Raw genomic sequence first — 17059 nt, forward strand, 5'->3', positions numbered from 1 at the left:
TTGATCTGCCGCCATAGCGTCGTCACCAGGAGTGCCGCGCCCTGCCCGACCACGCCCAGCGCCCGGCCGCTGACACCCCTGACGCAGAAGAGAGACGCATGACGCGCGCAACCAGCAAGACGCCCTTGATCATGCCGCACTGCCTGTCGGCGGCCAAATTTGTGCTGATCGCCGCCGTTCTGGGGTTCATCTTCGTGGCCGGTCTGGACCTGGTGCAGATCATACGGCAAAACGTCGAGCTCAATGCTGCGCTCAATGCCGCGACCAGCCACGGCATGGTCAATATCGCCCGGGTACAGTCCGAGGATGGCAGCGTGCTGGCCCATGAGTTGGCGCTGCAGATCGCCAGCGCGGTCAGGCCTGGGACAAGCATCAAGGTCACCCTCAACAATGGCCCCACCGCGCGGCTGCTCGGGGATGGATCGACGCACGGCGCAATCATTGCGGAAGCGAACATGTGCTGGTGCCCGGGGGTCGCAAGCGGCGGCATTATCGACAGGGGGGCGCTGGGCTGTGGATCGGCCTGCGCGTCAAGCGGCCCTGCCGGCCAGTTCGTGGCGGTCTCGCTCAGCCAGCCCTTCCGGCCGGTGCTGTTCGACTATGGCCTGACGGTGAACGGCGCCCTGAGCGCCGCCGCGGTGGTGCGCACCGAATGATGATCGGCCGCACTGGCGGCTGACCCGGGCGGGGAATTTGCCTTCCCCGCCGCCCTGATTGGGTCAGTGGCGGCTGCGCGTCAGGCGCAGGGTCTCGGACGGCAGGCGGCCAAAGGCCCGGCCATATTCGGCAGCAAAGCGGCCCATATGCACAAAGCCCCACTTCAGGGCGACTTCGCTGACCGGCAGGATATTGCCCGGGTTGGACAGTTCCAGATGCACGGCATCGAGCCGGATGCGCCGCAGGTAATTGCCCGGCGAGGTATCGCAATATTGCCGGAAGGCCCATTGCAGACCGCGGACGCCAATGCCGGCGTGGCTGGCGATTTCACCGATGGTGATGGGCTCATGCAGATGGGCATGCATATAGTCGATGGCACGGCGCACATGGCGCGGCGCGGTCTGCGGCGCGCGAGTGGGCAGGCCACTGTTGATGCGGTTGGGCAATTGCGTCAGCAGGATCTGCAGCGCCGCCTCGACCAGCAGTTCGAACGCCAGAGGGGAGCGCTCGAGCGGGCGGTCCTTGTGCATGCCGGCCGACAGCGCCAGGGCGATCTGGCGGAACCAGCCGCCGACCGACGAACCCAGGTCCAGAATGGGCATCAGGCCCAGCCGGCTGAGGGATACGCCCTCGGCAAAGGTCGACAGCACGCGCTGCACGGCCTCCGATGAGAAGACCAGCGTAGCCGTTTGCAGCCCGGGGGCGCTGAGCATCAGGATGCGTTCGAGCTGGCAGTTGGGCGCCAGCAGCGCCGCGCCGACCTCGACGCGGTGGTCGCTGGCGTGCATGCGCGCCTCCAGGCCGCCATCCCGGGTCGGTATGATAACCGACAGGCCTTCGCTGGCCGTCTCGGGCACCAGACCCCAATCCTGGGTATATTGGGCGCGCAGCAGCACGAGGCTGGGTGAGGCCACCAGTTCGGAGCGCCAGCGGAAATCGCTGCTCTTGCCGGTAATCTCGGCCCGGAAGGGCTCGATGCTGCCCTGCTGCAGCAAACTGAGGAAGCCATCAAATGAACTCCCCTCGGCTATAGGGGCCGTAAAGAATCCCATTGGCACCGCCACATCTATCTCGGCCGCTCACAAATGGACGCTGACCGTATCTGCACGGTATTTTCTCAGCAGATTTCGGATGGTGCCGTCAATATTAGATTCCTCCAAGGAACAGAGGTTTTGCACCGTTGCAAACAGCCGATTCAGGGTGGTTGCCGGTCGCCGCTAGGCGGCCAGCCCGTTGGCGAGGAAGAGACAGGCCCGCTCGGCCTGGGTGGCCAGATGCAGTTGCTGGCCCGCCATCACCTCGATATCGCCGGGCAAAGCCACGATGATCTGCTGGCCCGAAGCCAGCACGATGGCGGTGAGCGTCTCATTGCCCAGGCGTTCGACCAGCACGACGCGGCCGGTGATATCCTGTGCGCCGCCCAGAGTGAGATGGTGTGGCCGCATGCCGACGGTGACCGCATCGCCAACCGCTGCAGCCACATTGGCCTTGGGCAGGACGAGCGTGCCGATGTCGGGCGAGCCGACCGTGACGGAGGTCGCGTCGACCGCTTCGACCTTGGCCTTGAGGAAGTTCATCTTGGGCGAGCCGATGAAGCCGGCAACGAAGAGATTGGCCGGACGGTGGTAGAGCTCAAGCGGGGTGCCCACCTGCTGGACGATGCCGGCATTGAGCACCACGATCTTGTCGGCCAGCGTCATGGCCTCGACCTGATCATGCGTCACATAGATCATGGTGGCGCCCAGATCTGCATGGAGCTTGGCCAGTTCCATGCGCATGTCGACGCGCAGCGCGGCATCGAGATTGGAGAGCGGCTCGTCAAACAGGAACACGCCCGGCTTGCGCACGATGGCGCGGCCGATGGCAACGCGCTGGCGCTGGCCGCCCGAGAGCTGGCTGGGGCGCCGATCGAGCAGATGCTCCATCTGCAGGATGCGCGCGGCCTCGGCCACCTTGGCGTCCTTTTCCGCCTTGGGCGCATTGGCGATGGTCAGGCCAAAGGCGAGATTTTCCCGCACGGTCATGTGCGGAAAGATCGCATAGCTCTGGAACACCATGGCAATGCTGCGATCCTTGGGCGGCAGGTCGTTGACCACTCGGTCGCCAATGGTCAGCGTGCCGCCGGTGATATCCTCGAGCCCGGCGATCATGCGCAGCAGGGTGGACTTGCCGCAGCCCGAGGGGCCGACAAAGACGGTGAACTCGCCATCGGCGACGTCGATGTCGACGCCCTTGATGATCTCGACGCCGCCATAGTTCTTCTTGATGCCCGAAAGCGAGACCCGTGCCATGGCTTACTCCGCTGCTTTGGCGATGGGGACCACCGAGAGCAGGCCATCGTCACCGACGACAACCGGCTCGGGGTCCATGACATAGCCGCCGAAAATGGCCTTGCCATTGTCGGCAAAGCCCAGGATGCGCAGGCCGTCGGCGGTCTCAACGATGCGCGCGGCATAGCGCTGGCAGGGCTCGGCGCCGTCAAAGAACGGGCCAGGCGCAATGGTCCAGGGGCCGCGCGGATCGTCGGCGATCAGATAGTGATTGCCGGTGACCGGGCTTTGTGGATTGCTGGCCATGTAGCCTTCGGACCAGTGGATCGAAGAGGTGCAGAACAGGCAGTACCACTTGTCTCCGACGCTGAAGACCTGCGGCACTTCGAGCTGGCCGAAGCCCCCCGCGAACACTGGCGGCTGCAGGGTCCATGTCATCAGATCGGGCGAGGTGGCAAAGCCGATGGCGCCACCGCCATTGGGTTCGCTGACGCCGGGCACGCGGGCGGTGAAATACATCAGCCAGCCGGGACCATTGGGGTCGCGCATCACCCAGGGGTCGCGCATGGCGCGATCGGGCCAATGGCCAATGGCATGGCTGGCCTCGTAATGGGCAGCCGCCGGCCCGACGAGATCAAGGCAGAGGCCATCGCCGACGCGCGTCCAGGTGTGCAGATCGGTCGAGGTGGCATGGCCAATGCGCTGGTAGAGGCCGGCTTCGGCGCGGGTGGAGCCGGTGTAGAACAGGTGCCAGAGGCCGCTGTCATCCTGCACGACCGAGCCGGTCCAGGTGGTGTAGTCGTCCCAGGCCGGGCTGCTGCTGGGCTGGTGGAAGGTGCCCAGATGGGTCCAGTTGACCAGATCGTCCGAGACGGCGTGACCCTGCGAGACATTGAAATGGCGCAGATCGGGATCGCCCAGGCTCTTGTCGGCCTGCAGGAAAAAGCCGTGCCAGCGCTCACCGTCGTGGGTGTACCAGCTGTCCCAGATCCACTTGTCTTTAAGAGCAATTACCATAGTCAGTCTCCGTCAGCCCTTGATGCCGGTCGAGGCGATCGAGGCAATGAATGCGCGTTGCAGGAACAGGTAGAAGGCCAGCACCGGGACGGTGATGAGCGAGAGATAGGCCATGATCTCGCCCCAGGCGCGGTTGAGCTGGAAGAAATACTGCAGGCCTACCATCACGGGGCGATAGGCTTCCTGCTGCACCACCATCAGGGGCCAGAGGTACTGGTTGTACATGGCGAGGAACTTCAGGATCGCGGCCGTCGCCAGCACCGGCCCGGCCAGCGGCATCACCACCTTGCGATAGACCTGGCCCCAGCTGGCGCCTTCCACCCGGGCGGCTTCGATCAGCTCGCCGGGCAGATCCTTGAAATATTGCACGAACAGGAAAATCGTCAGCCCGTCGGCGATGAAGGGAACGATCTGCACCTGGTAGGAATTGAGCCAGCCGCGGGTAATGCCCTCGAGCCCGATCCAGGGCAGATTGGCCGAGATCAGCAGCAGCGGAATGGCAATGGTCTCAAAAGGCACGATCAACGTGGCCAGGATCAGCGTCAGCAGCAGTTCGCGGCCGCGCCAGTCGATAAAGACAAAGGCAAAGGCGGCCAGCGAACAGACCGCCAGCGACAGCAGCACGGTCAGCCCCGTGACCAAAACGGAATTGAACACGAACAGCCCCACCGGCGCGCGGCGGAAGGCGGCGAAGTAATTGTCCAGCGAGATATCGCCGACCGGCAGGAAGGCGCGCAGGCTCTCGGTGTCGGTCAGCAATTGCTGATCGGGCTTGAGGCTGGACATCAGCATGAAGATCAGCGGGAAGATGAAGATCACCGCGATCAGGGTCAGCACGGCATAGCGCACGAACAGGCGCAGGCCGTGATTGTCGGACTGGATGGCGGCCATCACTTCTTCTCCCGGGTGAGCCAGCGCTGGATGAGCGAGATCGACAGCACGATGACGAACAGCACCACCGAGATGGTCGAGCCGCCCGAGATGTCCTGCTTGCCGTAGCCGCGCTCGACGGCCTGGAAGACGATGGTCTGGGTGGAGTCGAGCGGGCCGCCGCCGGTCATGACGTCGATCTGGCTGAACAGCGAGAAGGCCTGCATGGTGATCACGATCAGCACCAGCACCGCAGTGTTGCGCAGGCCGGGCCAGGTGACATAGCGGAAGGTCTGCCAGGGCGAGGCGCCCTCGATGGCCGCCGCTTCATAGAGCGTGGGGCTGATGGTCTGCAGGCCAGAGAGCCAGATCACCATGTGAAAGCCCACCGCTTGCCAGACGGACATGGCGATGATCGCGCCCAGTGCGGTGCCCGGATTGCCCAGCCAGTCGATGCGCGGAATGGTGCCAAGGCTGATGGCGCCGAGCAGGTTGTTGAGCAGCCCGCTATTGCCATCATAGATGAAGCGCCAGAGCAGCGAGACCACCACGATCGAGACCACGACCGGCATGAAATAGATGGCGCGGAACAGGTTGATGCCGCGCAGCCGCTGGTTGATCAGCAGCGCCAGGCCCAGCGCCAGCCCGCCCTGCACCGGGGCCACGACCAGCACGAAAATGACGGTATTGACCAGCGCCTTGAGGAAGACGATGTCGCGGCCCAGCACATAGACCTGGTTGTCGCCCAGGCCGAAGCTGAACCATTCGCGCATGCCATCATACTGCGGATATTGGTCATTGTTGCGCGTGAAGCTGCGCACCGAGGGATAGCTGGGCTTGCCGTCTGCGTCGCGCAGCACCGCCCCGGTCGTATCGGTTTCCGGCGCCAGCGTCAGCACGCCCACGCCGAGCAATTGCTCGTAGTTGGACAGGCCCACGAACTGGGTGGGATTGGGCGAAATCAGCCGCTGATTGGTGAAGCTCAGCCCGATGGCAAACAGGAAGGGCAGGACGACGAAGATCGCCATCAAGGCCGCCGCAGGGCCGGCCATCATCCAGCCGGTGCGGTTGGAGCGGGTAAACTTGGACGCCATGATTGCTGCCTGCTTGGGTTGCGGGACCCCGGGGTGAGCCGGGGTCCCTCCAGGACCAGAGGGGTCTGCCCTAGAAGCCGTAGTTGCCGTTCTTCTCGATATCGGCGTCGATCTCGTCGACGGCAGCATCGAGGGTTTCGCCGACGTCTGCGCCATTGGCGATGTCAGCCAGCGCCTTTTCGAACACCTTGGCCGCCACGACATAGCCCGGGGTTGCCGGGCGCAGCAGCGCCTGCTTGGCCGAGAGTTCGTAGAAGGCTTCCATCGGGCCGCCGGCCTTGTAGTTGATCGAGGCGGCTGCCGAGGCCGGCGTCGGCGGGATCAGGCCGATGCCATCGGAGAAGGCGGTGAGGTATTTGTCCTGCAGCGCGAACGCGATGAAGGCGGAAGCGCCTTCTGGATGTTCGGACTTGGCCGAGACGCCAAACTGCCAGGAGGCGGCGCCGATCTTGGGGCCATTGCCGAAGTCGGGGGCCGGCAGGAAGATGGCGTCGTCGAAGGCGGTCAGGGCGCCCAGCGCGGCCCAGTTGCCGTTCCAGGAGAAGGCATATTTGCCATTGGCAAAGCCGGAGTCGCGGTCGGCCGGGTCCTGGGCGAGCGGGGAATAGCCCTCGGTGAACAGGCTCTGCCACCAAGCGCCGAATTCAAGAGCCGCATCGCCATTGAGCACGCCCTCGGCCGTGGTGTAGCTGGTGCGGTCGATGATATCGCCGCCAAAGCTCTGCAGGAACGGCGAGAAGGCGTAGGGATACCATTCGCCGGTCCAGGCCATGCCCGGATCGAAGGCGAATTCGAACTTGCCCGAGGCCTTGGCAGCGTCGAGCGCGGCCATGAACTCGTCCTTGGTCCAGGGCGCATCGACCGTGGGGGTGCGCAGGCCGAGCTCTTCGAGCGTGGACTTGCGGGTGACCATGGCCACCGCCGCGTCCCACAGGCCGATGGAATAGAGCTTGCCATCCCAGATGCCCTTGGTGCCGGGCAGGAAGTCGGCGATCTTGGCTTCGTCGATGGTCAGGGGCTGCAGATAGCCCGACCAGGCCCAATTGGGCATCACGGGACCATCGACATCGAGGATGTCGGGCAGATTGCCGGCCAGGGCGCCCGCCACGACGCTGTCGTTATAGGCGGCCTGGGGGAAGCTCTCGAGCTTGACCGCCCAGTCGGACTGGCTGGCGTTGAAGTCGCTGACGATCTGGCCGATAATCTTGGCTTCAACTTCATTGCCCGCGCCGTGATACCACAGCGAGAGTTCCGTCTGCGCCATTGCCGTGCTGCTGAGCAGTGCGCTGCCAAGCAGCACCCCTGCCAATACCGTGAACTTGCCCATGGTTATTCCTCCCTGACGATCTTGAGCTGAGACACATTGTTGGGGCGGCGGTCGGTGACCGAGCCGCGCCATTGAACCGGACCCGCGACGATCGAGGGGGCCAGATCTTCCCGGCCTTCGCCGGAAATCAGGCCAATCAGGCGCTGCGCCGCGCGCACGCCCATGGCCGTATAGGGCAGTTCCACCGTGGTGAGCGGCGGATAGAGCGTCTCGGCGATGACGCGGTAATTGTCATAGCCGGCGACCGAGATCTCGCTGGGCACCAGCAGGCCGCGCGAGCGCAGGATGCCATAGACCTTGAGCGCCAGCCGGTCGTTGCCGCAGCAGAATACGGTGGGCGGCACGGGCAGGCGCAGCATGCGGTCGATGGCGTCCCAGAGCACCTGGGTCTCGCCATCGGGATTGATCAGCTCGCCGCATTGCACCAGGGACGCGTCATAAGGCAGATGCGCCTCGGCCAGGGCGTCGCGATAGCCGGCCTTGCGCAGGCCGGTGGCAACGATGTCCTCGCGCAGCGTCAGATAGGCGATGCGCTCATGGCCAGCGGCGATGAGCCGGGCCACCAGATCATGCTGGCCGCGCCGGTCATCGGGCAGCACGGCCGGGGTGCCTGCATCGTCAAAGCAATTGGCCAGCACCATGGGCACATCGTCGGGCAGGCGCGGCAACTGCACCTTCTGGTGATATTCAGCAACATAGATCAGGCCCTCGACGCGGTGGCGCACAAAGGTCTCGATCAAATGGGGCACGCGGTCGCGCTGGCCGCCAGAGTCGGCGATCATCAGCGTCTTGCCGCTCAGCCCGATGATCTGCTGGATGCCCTGCACCAGCATGAGTTCGGGCAGGCCGGCGACCTGGACATTTTCGGTGGGTGCGGAGATGGCGCCGGTGATCAGGCCGATCAGGCCCGAGCGGTTGGAGCGCATCATGCGGGCGGCGTTGGAGGGCACATAGCCCAGTTCAGCCATGGCGGCATTGACCGCGTCGCGCGTCTTGTCGCCGACGGGCGCGTCGCCATTGAGCACGCGGCTGACCGTCTTGGGGGACACATTGGCGGCTTTCGCCACATCATAAATGGTTGCCATCGACACCTCCGGAGGTCATGCTCAGCTTATGACACCGATGTCATGACACCGATGTCATACGACGACGCCGTTCCGGGAGTCAAGCGCGGGCGGCGGACGGATTTGCCGAATGCGATCAGGGTCGCGGCGGAAAGGCCTCGTCGGGACCGGCCCAGGCCACCGCATTCTCATGGCGCTGGATGGTGTGCTTGAGATCGCCGAAGACGCGGATCACATGCTGGGAGAAGCGCTCGGCGGCGGGCGAGCGCGGACTATCGAGCCGGCGCAGAATGCCCAGCGAGCGGTCGGGCTGGGGAATGGCGAAGGGCAGCACGGTGACGCGATTGTCCTTGCGCAGGGCGAACAGCACGGAGAAGGGCAGCACGGCCAGCGCGTCCGAATCGGCGAGGAAATTGACCACCGACATCAGCGAGCCGCCCGAATAGCGGATATTGAGCTCGGACAGACCGATGCTGAGCAGGATCATCTGCAGGTCCGTGAGCAAAGGCGAACCCGGCAGCGGCGCGATCCAGGGAAAGGCGGCCAGATCTGTGGCCTGGGGATGGGGCCGCTTGAGCAGGGGATGGCCGGTCCGGCAGGCGACGACATTGCGCCCGGGCAGGATGTCGATGAACTCATAGGCGCCGCCCGGATGGGCCGAGCCAATGGGCACAATGCCGATATCGATCAGCCGCGCATCGAGCGAGGAGACCAGATCGGGCAGATTGCCATAGCTCTGCTGCACCGTGATCTCGGGCTCGTCGCGATGGAAGCTGGCGATCATCTGGCTGACCAGGGCATCCATGAAAAAGGGCACGCCGCCGACGCGGACCATGCCGCTGGTGCCCTTGAGGTGCCCCTGCACCGCATCGGTGGCGCGGCGGGAGGCGGTGAGAATGGCGCGGCCGTGAACGGCCAGTTGCGTGCCCAGCGTCGTCGCCTGCAGCGGGCGCCGGCCGCGCAGGAACAACGGCTCGCCCACGCGCGCCTCCAGCATGGAGAGCGAGCGGCTCACTGCCGATTGCGTCATGCCCAAGAGCGCGGCGCCCTCCGACACCCCACCGGCATCGAGCACCGCGGCCAGCTGCATCAGGTGGCGCTCATTCAGCTTCATAGCAAAATGCTATAATCGCTATCGCAACATTCATCAAGACCGGCCCCGCCGCGTGCCAAGTTGAAGCCGGGCGGGGAGGCCCTTTCAGCAGGACGCGGGGCGATCGCGGGCGCAATGGTGGGCGGACCGCCGCCAGCTTGCTTGGTTCGCGATCATCCCAGACAGTCCCAATCGTGCGCCCGGTCCTGTGGTCGAGCGCAGTTCATGCCAGGAAGGAGCTCATTATGAGTGGCATCAGCGGTTATCATCACCTGACATTGTCGACCGACGGCGCGCAGGAGGATTTCGACTTCTACACCAAGACTCTGGGGCTGCATTCGGTGAAGCGCACCGTGCTGTTCGATGGTGTGCTGCCGGTCTATCACCTCTATTACGGCTCGCCCGATGGCGATGCCTCGACCATCATCACCACCTTTCCGTTCCGCAAGCCGGGCGTGTTCGGCCGTCGTGGCACCAATCAGTCGCGCGCCATCCTGCAGGCCATTCCGGTGGGGGCCGCCGATTTCTGGGTCGACCGGCTCAATGGCCGCGGTATCCCGGCGCAGAAGGTGACGCGCTTTGGCACCGAGCGGGTGATTTTCGCCCATCCCTGCGGCATTGCCCATGAGCTGGTGGAGAGCGACAGCGACCGGCGCGAGCCGATCACCAATGCGGCCCAGGGCATTGGTCGCGACCAGGGCATCAAGGGCATCTATGGCAGTGTGGTGGCCACTACCGACAAATCGGCCATGAACGACTTCCTGACCATCGCTTTGCCGCTGGAGCTGGAATCGCGCACCGATGACGGCGACGTCTATCGCGTGCCCGATTCCAGCGGCGTCATCCAGCGCGTCGAGGTCATCACAGATCGCGAGAGCCCGCAGGGCACCTGGACGCTGGCTGGCGGCACCATCCACCATCTGGCGCTCAACACCGGCGACGAGGAGAGCCAGCTCAAGCTGCGGGCGCATATCGAGGGCCTGGGCTTCACCGACATCTCCGAGCAGAAGGACCGCAACTACTTCAAGTCCTGCTATGTCCGCTCGCCGGGCGGCGCGCTGTTCGAGCTGGCCTGGACCACGCCGCAGGGCTGGACCATTGACGAGCCGGCCGGCGAAATCGGCAAGACGCTGGTGTTTCCACCGTGGTTCAAGGACCGCGAGGCCGAATTGCGCGAGGGCCTGGAACAGGCGGACTTCGTCTGATGGCGGCGGCGGCCGGCCTGCGGCTGGGGGCGACCGGCTCCGGGGTCAGGGCGCTCTGCGTCCTGGTCCATGGCCGCGGCCAGTCGCCCGAGGAAATGATCCGGCTGATCCTGCAGCGCTTGGACGCGCCGGATGTGACCTTCGCCCTGCCCCGCGCGGCGCGCGGCGCCTGGTATGATGCGCGCGCGGTCGATCCGCTCACCGGGCAGACCCGCGATCAGCTGGGCGAAGCGCTGCAGCAGCTGACCACCGAGATCGCCAGCCTGCGCCATGACTATCCGGATGTGCCGCTGCTGCTGGCCGGGTTCTCGCAGGGCGCGTGCCTGTCGATCGAGCATGTCTGCCGCGGGCTGCACCTGCCCGATGCGCTTCTGGCGCTGACGGGCTGCCGGGTGGGCACGCCCGATTGCGACCGCCCCGATGCGGCGCCGGCGGGCCTGCCGATCTATCTCAGCGGCAGCGACGGCGATCCCTGGATTCCGCTGCAGGCCATGCTGGAGGCTGCCCGCAGCCTGGGCGGGCAAGGCACCAATCTGCGCGCCGATGTGTTCCCGGGACGGGGCCATGAGGCCTGCGATGCCGAGATCGCCATGATGGCGGGCATGCTCGCCGATCTGGCGGCGGGACGGTCGCCGAGGTTCGGCGCGGCGCGATGAGCCCGGGCGCCTCAGTCCCGCCAGACGGTGTTCTGCTCATGCTGCTGGATGACGCGGCTGAGATTGCCGAATTCGGTCTCGATGAAGCGCCGGAAACGGCGCACGGTGGGATTGGCGGCCTCGGCGTCCCCGGTCAGGATCCCCAGCATGCGCTCGGGATGGCCGATGCGGATCGAGAGCGCGGCCAGCACCCGCTGCCGCCGCGCCATGAACACCACCGAATAGGGCAGCACGGTCAGCGCGTCGGAATTGGACAGGATGGCCGTCATGGAGGCCAGCGTGCCGCCGGAAAAGGAAATCCGCGTATCATTGACGCCGATGTCGCGCAGGATATGGCGCATGTCCTCGTAAAGCGGGCTCGATGCGGGCGGCGCGATCCAGGGATAGGGGGCGATGTCGGCCAGCCGCAGCGGCCCCTTGCGCAGCAGGGGATGATGGCTGCCGCAGGCAATGACATTGCGCCCCGGCAGCACCGGCACGAACTGGAAGCCCTGCGGCAGTGCGGCCGGATTGGTGGGGCAGATGGCCACGTCGAGCCTGCCGGCGACCAGCTGGTGCATCAGCTCGGGCACATAGCCATAGGATTGCTCGATGCGCACCTGGGGATGGTTCTGCTGGAATTCGGCGATCAGCGTCGAGATGACGCCGTCCATGAACACCGGCGTGCCGCCGATGCGCACCATGCCGCGATGACCGGTGCGAAAGGTCGCCACGATGGCCGAGGCGGTATTGCCGGCGGCCAGGATGCGCCGCCCCTCCCCGGCCAGGCTCAGGCAGAGCTCGGTGGGCACCAGGGGGCGCTTGTTCTTGTCGAACAGTGGCGCGCCGATGCGGGCTTCGAGCATGGCCACGGTGCGCGACACGCTCGGTTGCGCCCGGCCAATGGCCTGGGCGCCTTCGGTCAGCCCACCGCTGTCCACGATGGCCGCCAGGATCTCGAGATGCCGCGGGTCAAGCTTCATAACATAGAGTTATCTTATTTTACGCCAATCCGATCAAGCTGGTATGTCGATTGTGCCAAGCTGCAGCGGCCCGAACGACCCATTGGCGTGCGGGGGAGCGCATAATGTCCCATTTCACCGCCAGCTTTGCTGCCCAGTTTGCCCCGGTCCGGGTGCGGTTCGGCGTCGGCATCCGCCGGCAGGTGAGCGAGGAGATCGCCCGCCTGGGCTGCAAGCGGGCGCTGGTGCTGTCAACGCCGCCGCAGGCCAGCCAGGCCATGGAAATGGCGCAGGATATTGGCGATCTGGCGGTGGGCGTGTTCACCCGCGCCACCATGCACACGCCCGTGGCGGTGACCGAAGAGGCCGTGGCGCATGCGCTCGCGGTGCGGGCCGATTGCCTGGTCGCCGTGGGCGGCGGCTCCACGACCGGGCTGGGCAAGGCCATTGCGCTGCGTACCGACCTGCCGCAGATCGTGGTGCCCACCACCTATGCCGGTTCAGAGGCCACCAATATCCTGGGGCAGACCGACAATGGCATCAAGACGACGCTGACCGACGCCAGGGTGCAGCCCGAGGTCATTCTTTATGACGCCGAACTGGTGCGCAGCCTGCCCGTCGGCCTGACGGTGACCAGCGCGCTCAATGCCATGGCCCATGCCGCCGAGGGGCTGTATGCGCGTGACCGCAATCCGGTGTCGACGCTGTTGGCCATCGAGGGGCTGGAGGCCTTTGCCGAAGCGCTCGAACGGGTGGTGGCAGCGCCGGACGACCTTGAGGCACGCGGACGCACGCTTTATGGCGCCTGGCTCTGCGGCACCGTGCTGGGCCAGGTCGGCATGGCGCTGCACCACAAGCTCTGCCACACGCTGGGCGGCTCGTTTGACCTGCCGCATGCCGAAACCCATGCCGTGATGCTGCCCCATACCATCGCGTTCAATGCCCGTGCCGCGGCGCGGGAGCTCGCGCCGGTCGGCCGCATCTTCGGCATGGATGCGCCGGGGCGCGCGCTGCACGCCTTTGCGCACAAGCTCGGGGCGCCCATGGCGCTCCGCGATCTAGGACTGAACCAGACCGATCTGGACAAGGCGGCGGAGATCGCCACGTCCAAGCCCTACTGGAACCCGCAGCCGGTGACGAAAGAGGACATCGCCACGCTGTTGGCTGCGGCCTGGAGGGGCGATCCGCCGGCATTCTGAACCCGCCGCAAGGCACATGTGATTTGGGAGGAGAACCAATCATGATAACCCGTCGCAATCTGCTCAAGGGAACCGCTGCAACCGGCCTGGTTGCCGCTACGGGCGCGTTTCCCATGCCCGCCATTGCTCAGGGCGCCAAGATCCGGGTGGGCTATGTCAGCCCGCAATCGGGTCCGCTGGCCGCCTTTGCCGAGGCCGACAATTTCATCCTGTCCAACTTCGCCTCCAGCGAGGCGGCCAGCCAGTTCGAGATCATCGTCAAGGACAGCCAGTCCAATCCGAACCGCGCGGCCGAAGTGGCCCAGGAGCTGATCATCGACGACGAAGTCGATCTGATGATGGTGGCCTCAACGCCCGAAACCACCAATCCGGTGACCACCACGGCGGAAGCCGAGGGCATTCCGCTGATCTCGACCATGGCGCCCTGGCAGCCCTGGTTCATCGGCCAGCAGGGCAATCCGGGCGATCCGGCCAGCTGGAAGCCGTTCAACTATGCCTTCCATTTCTTCTGGGGCCTGGAAGACGTCATTTCGGTCTTCACCAACATGTGGGGCCAGCTGGACACCAACAAGATCGTCGGCGGCCTGTTCCCCAATGATGCCGATGGCAATGCCTGGGGCGATCCGGCCAATGGCTTCCCGCCGGCGCTGGCCGAAAAGGGCTTCAGCATTTTCGATCCGGGTCGCTACCAGAACCTGACCGATGATTTCTCGGCCCAGATCAGCGCCTTCCGCCAGGCCAATGCCGAGATCATCACCGGCGTGCCCATCCCGCCCGATTTCACCACCTTCTGGACCCAGGCCCGCCAGCAGGGCTTTGCGCCCAAGGCGGCCTCGATCGGCAAGGCCATTCTGTTCCCGCAGGCCGTCGAGGCCCTGGGCAACAGCGGGCACAATCTGTCGTCCGAAGTGTGGTGGTCGCCCAGCCATCCCTACAGTTCCTCGCTCAATGGCATGAGCTCGGCCGAGCTGGCCGCCGCCTATACGGACGCCACCGGCAAGCAGTGGACGCAGCCGATCGGCTTTGTGCATGCGCTGTTCGAAATGGCGGCCGATGTGATGGGCCGGGTCAGCGACGTGGGTGACCGCGACGCCGTGGTGGCAGCCATTGCGGCCACCAATCTGCAGACCATCGTTGGTCCGGTGGTGTTCGACGGCAAGGGCCTGCCGCCCTTTGCGGCGACCAATGTGTGCAAGACGCCGCTGGTGGGGGGCCAGTGGCGCCTGCGCGACGGCGGCGGCTACGATCTGGTGATCGTGGACAACACCGGCTTTGACAGCATCCCGACCGGCGGAAAGATGGAAGTCATTTCCTGATCCGTCCGACAGCTGCCGGGCGTCCTCGGGCGCCCGGCTCATCGAGGTATTTCGTCTCATGGCCATTATCGCGCTGGACAATGTCTGCAAGAGCTTTGGCGCCCTCAAGGTCGCCGATGGCATCAGCTTTGCGGTGCCGGAGGGCGAGGCTCTGGGCATCATCGGGCCCAATGGCGCCGGCAAATCCACGCTGTTCAACCTGATCACCGGCAATATCGCCGCCGATAGCGGCACGGTGCATTTCATGGGCAAGGATGTGACGCGGACCTCGGCCATGCAGCGCTGCCTGAGCGGCATCGGCCGCTCGTTCCAGATCCCGCAGCCCTTTGGCAAGATGACGGTGTTCGAAAACCTGCTGGTCGCCGCCGCCTTTGGACAGGGCCGCAGCGAGCGCAGCGTCGAAACCGCCTGTGCCGAAATCCTGGATCGCACGGGCCTGTTGGTCAGGGCCAATGCCTCTGCCGAGAGCCTGTCGCTGCTCGAGCGCAAGCGGCTGGAGCTGGCGCGGGCCCTGGCCACCGATCCCAAGCTGTTGCTGCTCGACGAAATCGCCGGCGGGCTGACCGAGGGCGAGTGCCGCCAGCTGGTCGGCACCATTCGGGACATCCACGCCAGCGGCACCACCATCATCTGGATCGAGCATGTGCTGCATGCCCTCAATGCCGTGGTGGAGCGGCTCCTGGTGCTCGATTTCGGCCGGGTGGTGGGCATAGGCGAGCCGGCGGCCATCATGGCCAGCCGGGAAGTGCGCGAGATCTACCTGGGGATCGAGGTCTGATGGCGCTGCTCTCCACCCATGGGTTGACCGCCCATTATGGCCAGTTCCAGGCGCTGTTCGGCGTGGACATCACGCTTGAGCGGGGCGAATGCGTGGCCATCATCGGCGCCAATGGCGCTGGCAAGACCACGCTGCTGCGGGCGCTTGCCGGGGTGCTGCCCAATCGAGCCGACGCCATTGTCTACAAGGGTGAGCCGATCGGGGATCGCCCGGCCGATGCGGTGCTGCGGCGCGGCATCGCCATGGTGCCCGAGGGGCGCAAGCTCTTCCCCTCGCTGACGGTGGAGGAGAACCTGCTCATCGGCGCGCATGCGCGCAAGCTGGCCGGCCCCTGGTCGCTTGAGGCGGTCTATGGGCTGTTTCCCATTCTCAAGGAGCGCCGGCATGGCCCGGGCACGGCGCTCTCGGGCGGGCAGCAGCAGATGGTGGCCATCGGCCGGGCGCTGATGAGCAATCCCGATGTGCTGCTGTGCGACGAGATTTCGCTGGGCCTGGCCCCGGTGGTGATCCGCGACATCTACAATGCCATGCCGCAGATCCGGGCCGGCGGGGCGGCCGTGATCATCGTCGAGCAGGATATCGGCCAGGCGCTCAAGGTGGCCGACCGCGTCTATTGCATGATGGAGGGTCGCGTGACCCTGAGCGGTCCGGCGGCCGGCCTCAGTCGCGAGGCCATCCACAACGCCTATTTCGGAGCAGCGGCATGAACTGGCTCGACACCATTGTGCAGGGCATTCTGCTGGGCGGGCTCTATGCGCTGTTTGCCGCCGGGCTGAGCCTGGTGTTCGGCATCATGCGGCTGGTCAATCTGGCGCATGGCGATCTGATTGTGCTGGGCGCCTATCTGATCCTGCTGATTGTCTCGCTGCTGGGCCTGTCGCCCTTTGTGGCGGCGCTGGTGGCGCTGCCGCTGATGTTCGGCCTGGGCTACGGGCTGCAGCGCGTGGTGCTCAACCGGGTGCTGGGCGAGGATATCCTGCCGCCGCTGCTGGTGACCTTTGGCATTTCGGTGGTGCTGCAGAATGGCTTGCTGCAGGGGGCCTCGGCCGATACGCGGCGGCTGCCCACCGGCGATATCGGCGTCGCCTCGCTCAACTTGGGCCCGGTGACCATTGGCGTATTGCCGCTGTTGACCTTTGCCTCGGCGGTGGCGGTGATCGTGCTGCTCAACCACATGTTCTACCACAGCGCGCTGGGGCGCTCGTTCCGCGCCACCTCGGACGATCCGGTGACAGCCAGCCTGATGGGCATCCGTCCGCGCATGGTGTTTGCCCAGGCCACCGGCATTGCCATGATGATCGTCACCATCGCCGCGCTCTACCTGGGCATGCGCGCCAATTTCGATCCGGCGATCGGCCCGGCCCGGCTGGTCTATGCCTTTGAGGCGGTGATCATCGGCGGGCTGGGCTCGCTGTGGGGCACGCTGGCGGGCGGCGTCATCATCGGGGTGGCCCAGACCATGGGTGCCGCCATCAATCCGGAATGGCAGATCCTGAGTGGTCACATCGCCTTTCTGCTCGTGCTGCTGTTCAAGCCGCGCGGGCTGTTTCCCCGCGCGTTCGATTGAGGCCC

17 protein-coding genes are annotated in these 17059 nt (G+C 65.5%); 8 read left to right on the plus strand and 9 right to left on the minus strand.

What is annotated here, in order from left to right:
* Positions 1–98: 98 nt before the first annotated feature.
* Positions 99–656: a hypothetical protein gene (locus E8M79_RS01255; RefSeq protein ID WP_137150116.1), complete on the plus strand. Its 558-nt coding sequence runs from the start codon at positions 99–101 to the stop codon at positions 654–656.
* Positions 657–719: 63 nt separating this feature from the next.
* On the opposite strand, the gene E8M79_RS01260 is transcribed toward E8M79_RS01255, so the two are convergent.
* From E8M79_RS01260 to E8M79_RS01295, 8 genes are all read right to left on the minus strand, one after another.
* Positions 720–1709: an AraC family transcriptional regulator gene (locus tag E8M79_RS01260; RefSeq protein WP_137150117.1), complete on the minus strand. Its 990-nt coding sequence runs from the start codon at positions 1707–1709 to the stop codon at positions 720–722.
* Between the two features lie 165 nt (positions 1710–1874).
* The gene (ugpC, locus tag E8M79_RS01265) at positions 1875–2948 is read right to left on the minus strand and encodes a sn-glycerol-3-phosphate ABC transporter ATP-binding protein UgpC (RefSeq protein WP_137150118.1); all 1074 of its coding nucleotides are present in this window, start codon (positions 2946–2948) and stop codon (positions 1875–1877) included.
* A 3-nt stretch (positions 2949–2951) separates the two neighbouring features.
* Positions 2952–3944 carry a levansucrase gene (locus E8M79_RS01270; protein ID WP_137150119.1) on the minus strand — a complete coding sequence of 331 codons (993 nt, stop codon included), beginning with the start codon at positions 3942–3944 and terminating at the stop codon, positions 2952–2954.
* 12 nt (positions 3945–3956) lie between these two features.
* Complete coding sequence (locus tag E8M79_RS01275; RefSeq protein WP_137150120.1) at positions 3957–4835, minus strand: carbohydrate ABC transporter permease; 879 nt, start codon at positions 4833–4835, stop codon at positions 3957–3959.
* On the minus strand, positions 4835–5908 hold the full coding sequence (locus E8M79_RS01280) for a sugar ABC transporter permease (RefSeq protein WP_137150121.1): 1074 nt from the start codon (positions 5906–5908) through the stop codon (positions 4835–4837). The genes E8M79_RS01275 and E8M79_RS01280 overlap by 1 nt, the downstream gene beginning before the upstream one ends.
* 70 nt (positions 5909–5978) lie before the next feature.
* Positions 5979–7235, minus strand: coding sequence for an extracellular solute-binding protein (locus E8M79_RS01285; RefSeq protein WP_137150122.1), 1257 nt, complete (start codon positions 7233–7235; stop codon positions 5979–5981).
* A 2-nt stretch (positions 7236–7237) separates the two neighbouring features.
* Positions 7238–8320, minus strand: a complete 1083-nt coding sequence (locus tag E8M79_RS01290; RefSeq protein WP_137150123.1) for a LacI family DNA-binding transcriptional regulator — start codon at positions 8318–8320, stop codon at positions 7238–7240.
* Between the two features lie 115 nt (positions 8321–8435).
* Positions 8436–9413, minus strand: a complete 978-nt coding sequence (locus E8M79_RS01295; protein ID WP_137150124.1) for a LysR family transcriptional regulator — start codon at positions 9411–9413, stop codon at positions 8436–8438.
* Between the two features lie 224 nt (positions 9414–9637).
* Between E8M79_RS01295 and E8M79_RS01300 the strand changes: the two genes are divergently transcribed.
* Together E8M79_RS01300 and E8M79_RS01305 are read left to right on the plus strand one after the other, a co-directional pair.
* Positions 9638–10597, plus strand: coding sequence for a VOC family protein (locus E8M79_RS01300; RefSeq protein WP_137150125.1), 960 nt, complete (start codon positions 9638–9640; stop codon positions 10595–10597).
* Positions 10597–11253 (plus strand): phospholipase, encoded by a 657-nt coding sequence (locus tag E8M79_RS01305; RefSeq protein WP_137150126.1) that lies wholly within the window; start codon positions 10597–10599, stop codon positions 11251–11253. The genes E8M79_RS01300 and E8M79_RS01305 overlap by 1 nt, the downstream gene beginning before the upstream one ends.
* Before the next feature lie 11 nt (positions 11254–11264).
* Here E8M79_RS01305 and E8M79_RS01310 read toward each other — a convergent pair whose 3' ends face one another.
* Positions 11265–12215 carry a LysR family transcriptional regulator gene (locus E8M79_RS01310; protein WP_137150127.1) on the minus strand — a complete coding sequence of 317 codons (951 nt, stop codon included), beginning with the start codon at positions 12213–12215 and terminating at the stop codon, positions 11265–11267.
* 104 nt (positions 12216–12319) lie between these two features.
* On the opposite strand from E8M79_RS01310, the gene E8M79_RS01315 reads away from it, so the two are divergent.
* From E8M79_RS01315 to E8M79_RS01335, 5 genes are read left to right on the plus strand one after another with little or no spacing between them, the layout of a single operon-like run.
* Positions 12320–13393, plus strand: coding sequence for a maleylacetate reductase (locus tag E8M79_RS01315; RefSeq protein ID WP_137150128.1), 1074 nt, complete (start codon positions 12320–12322; stop codon positions 13391–13393).
* Between the two features lie 41 nt (positions 13394–13434).
* Positions 13435–14709 (plus strand): ABC transporter substrate-binding protein, encoded by a 1275-nt coding sequence (locus E8M79_RS01320; protein ID WP_137150129.1) that lies wholly within the window; start codon positions 13435–13437, stop codon positions 14707–14709.
* A 58-nt stretch (positions 14710–14767) separates the two neighbouring features.
* Positions 14768–15487: an ABC transporter ATP-binding protein gene (locus E8M79_RS01325; RefSeq protein ID WP_137150130.1), complete on the plus strand. Its 720-nt coding sequence runs from the start codon at positions 14768–14770 to the stop codon at positions 15485–15487.
* Complete coding sequence (locus E8M79_RS01330) at positions 15487–16194, plus strand: ABC transporter ATP-binding protein (protein WP_137150131.1); 708 nt, start codon at positions 15487–15489, stop codon at positions 16192–16194. Before E8M79_RS01325 ends, E8M79_RS01330 begins: the two co-directional genes overlap by 1 nt.
* Positions 16191–17054 carry a branched-chain amino acid ABC transporter permease gene (locus E8M79_RS01335; protein ID WP_137150132.1) on the plus strand — a complete coding sequence of 288 codons (864 nt, stop codon included), beginning with the start codon at positions 16191–16193 and terminating at the stop codon, positions 17052–17054. The genes E8M79_RS01330 and E8M79_RS01335 overlap by 4 nt, the downstream gene beginning before the upstream one ends.
* Positions 17055–17059: the final 5 nt, after the last annotated feature.

The sequence above is a fragment of the Devosia sp. FKR38 genome (assembly GCF_005222805.1).
Classification (GTDB): domain Bacteria; phylum Pseudomonadota; class Alphaproteobacteria; order Rhizobiales; family Devosiaceae; genus Devosia.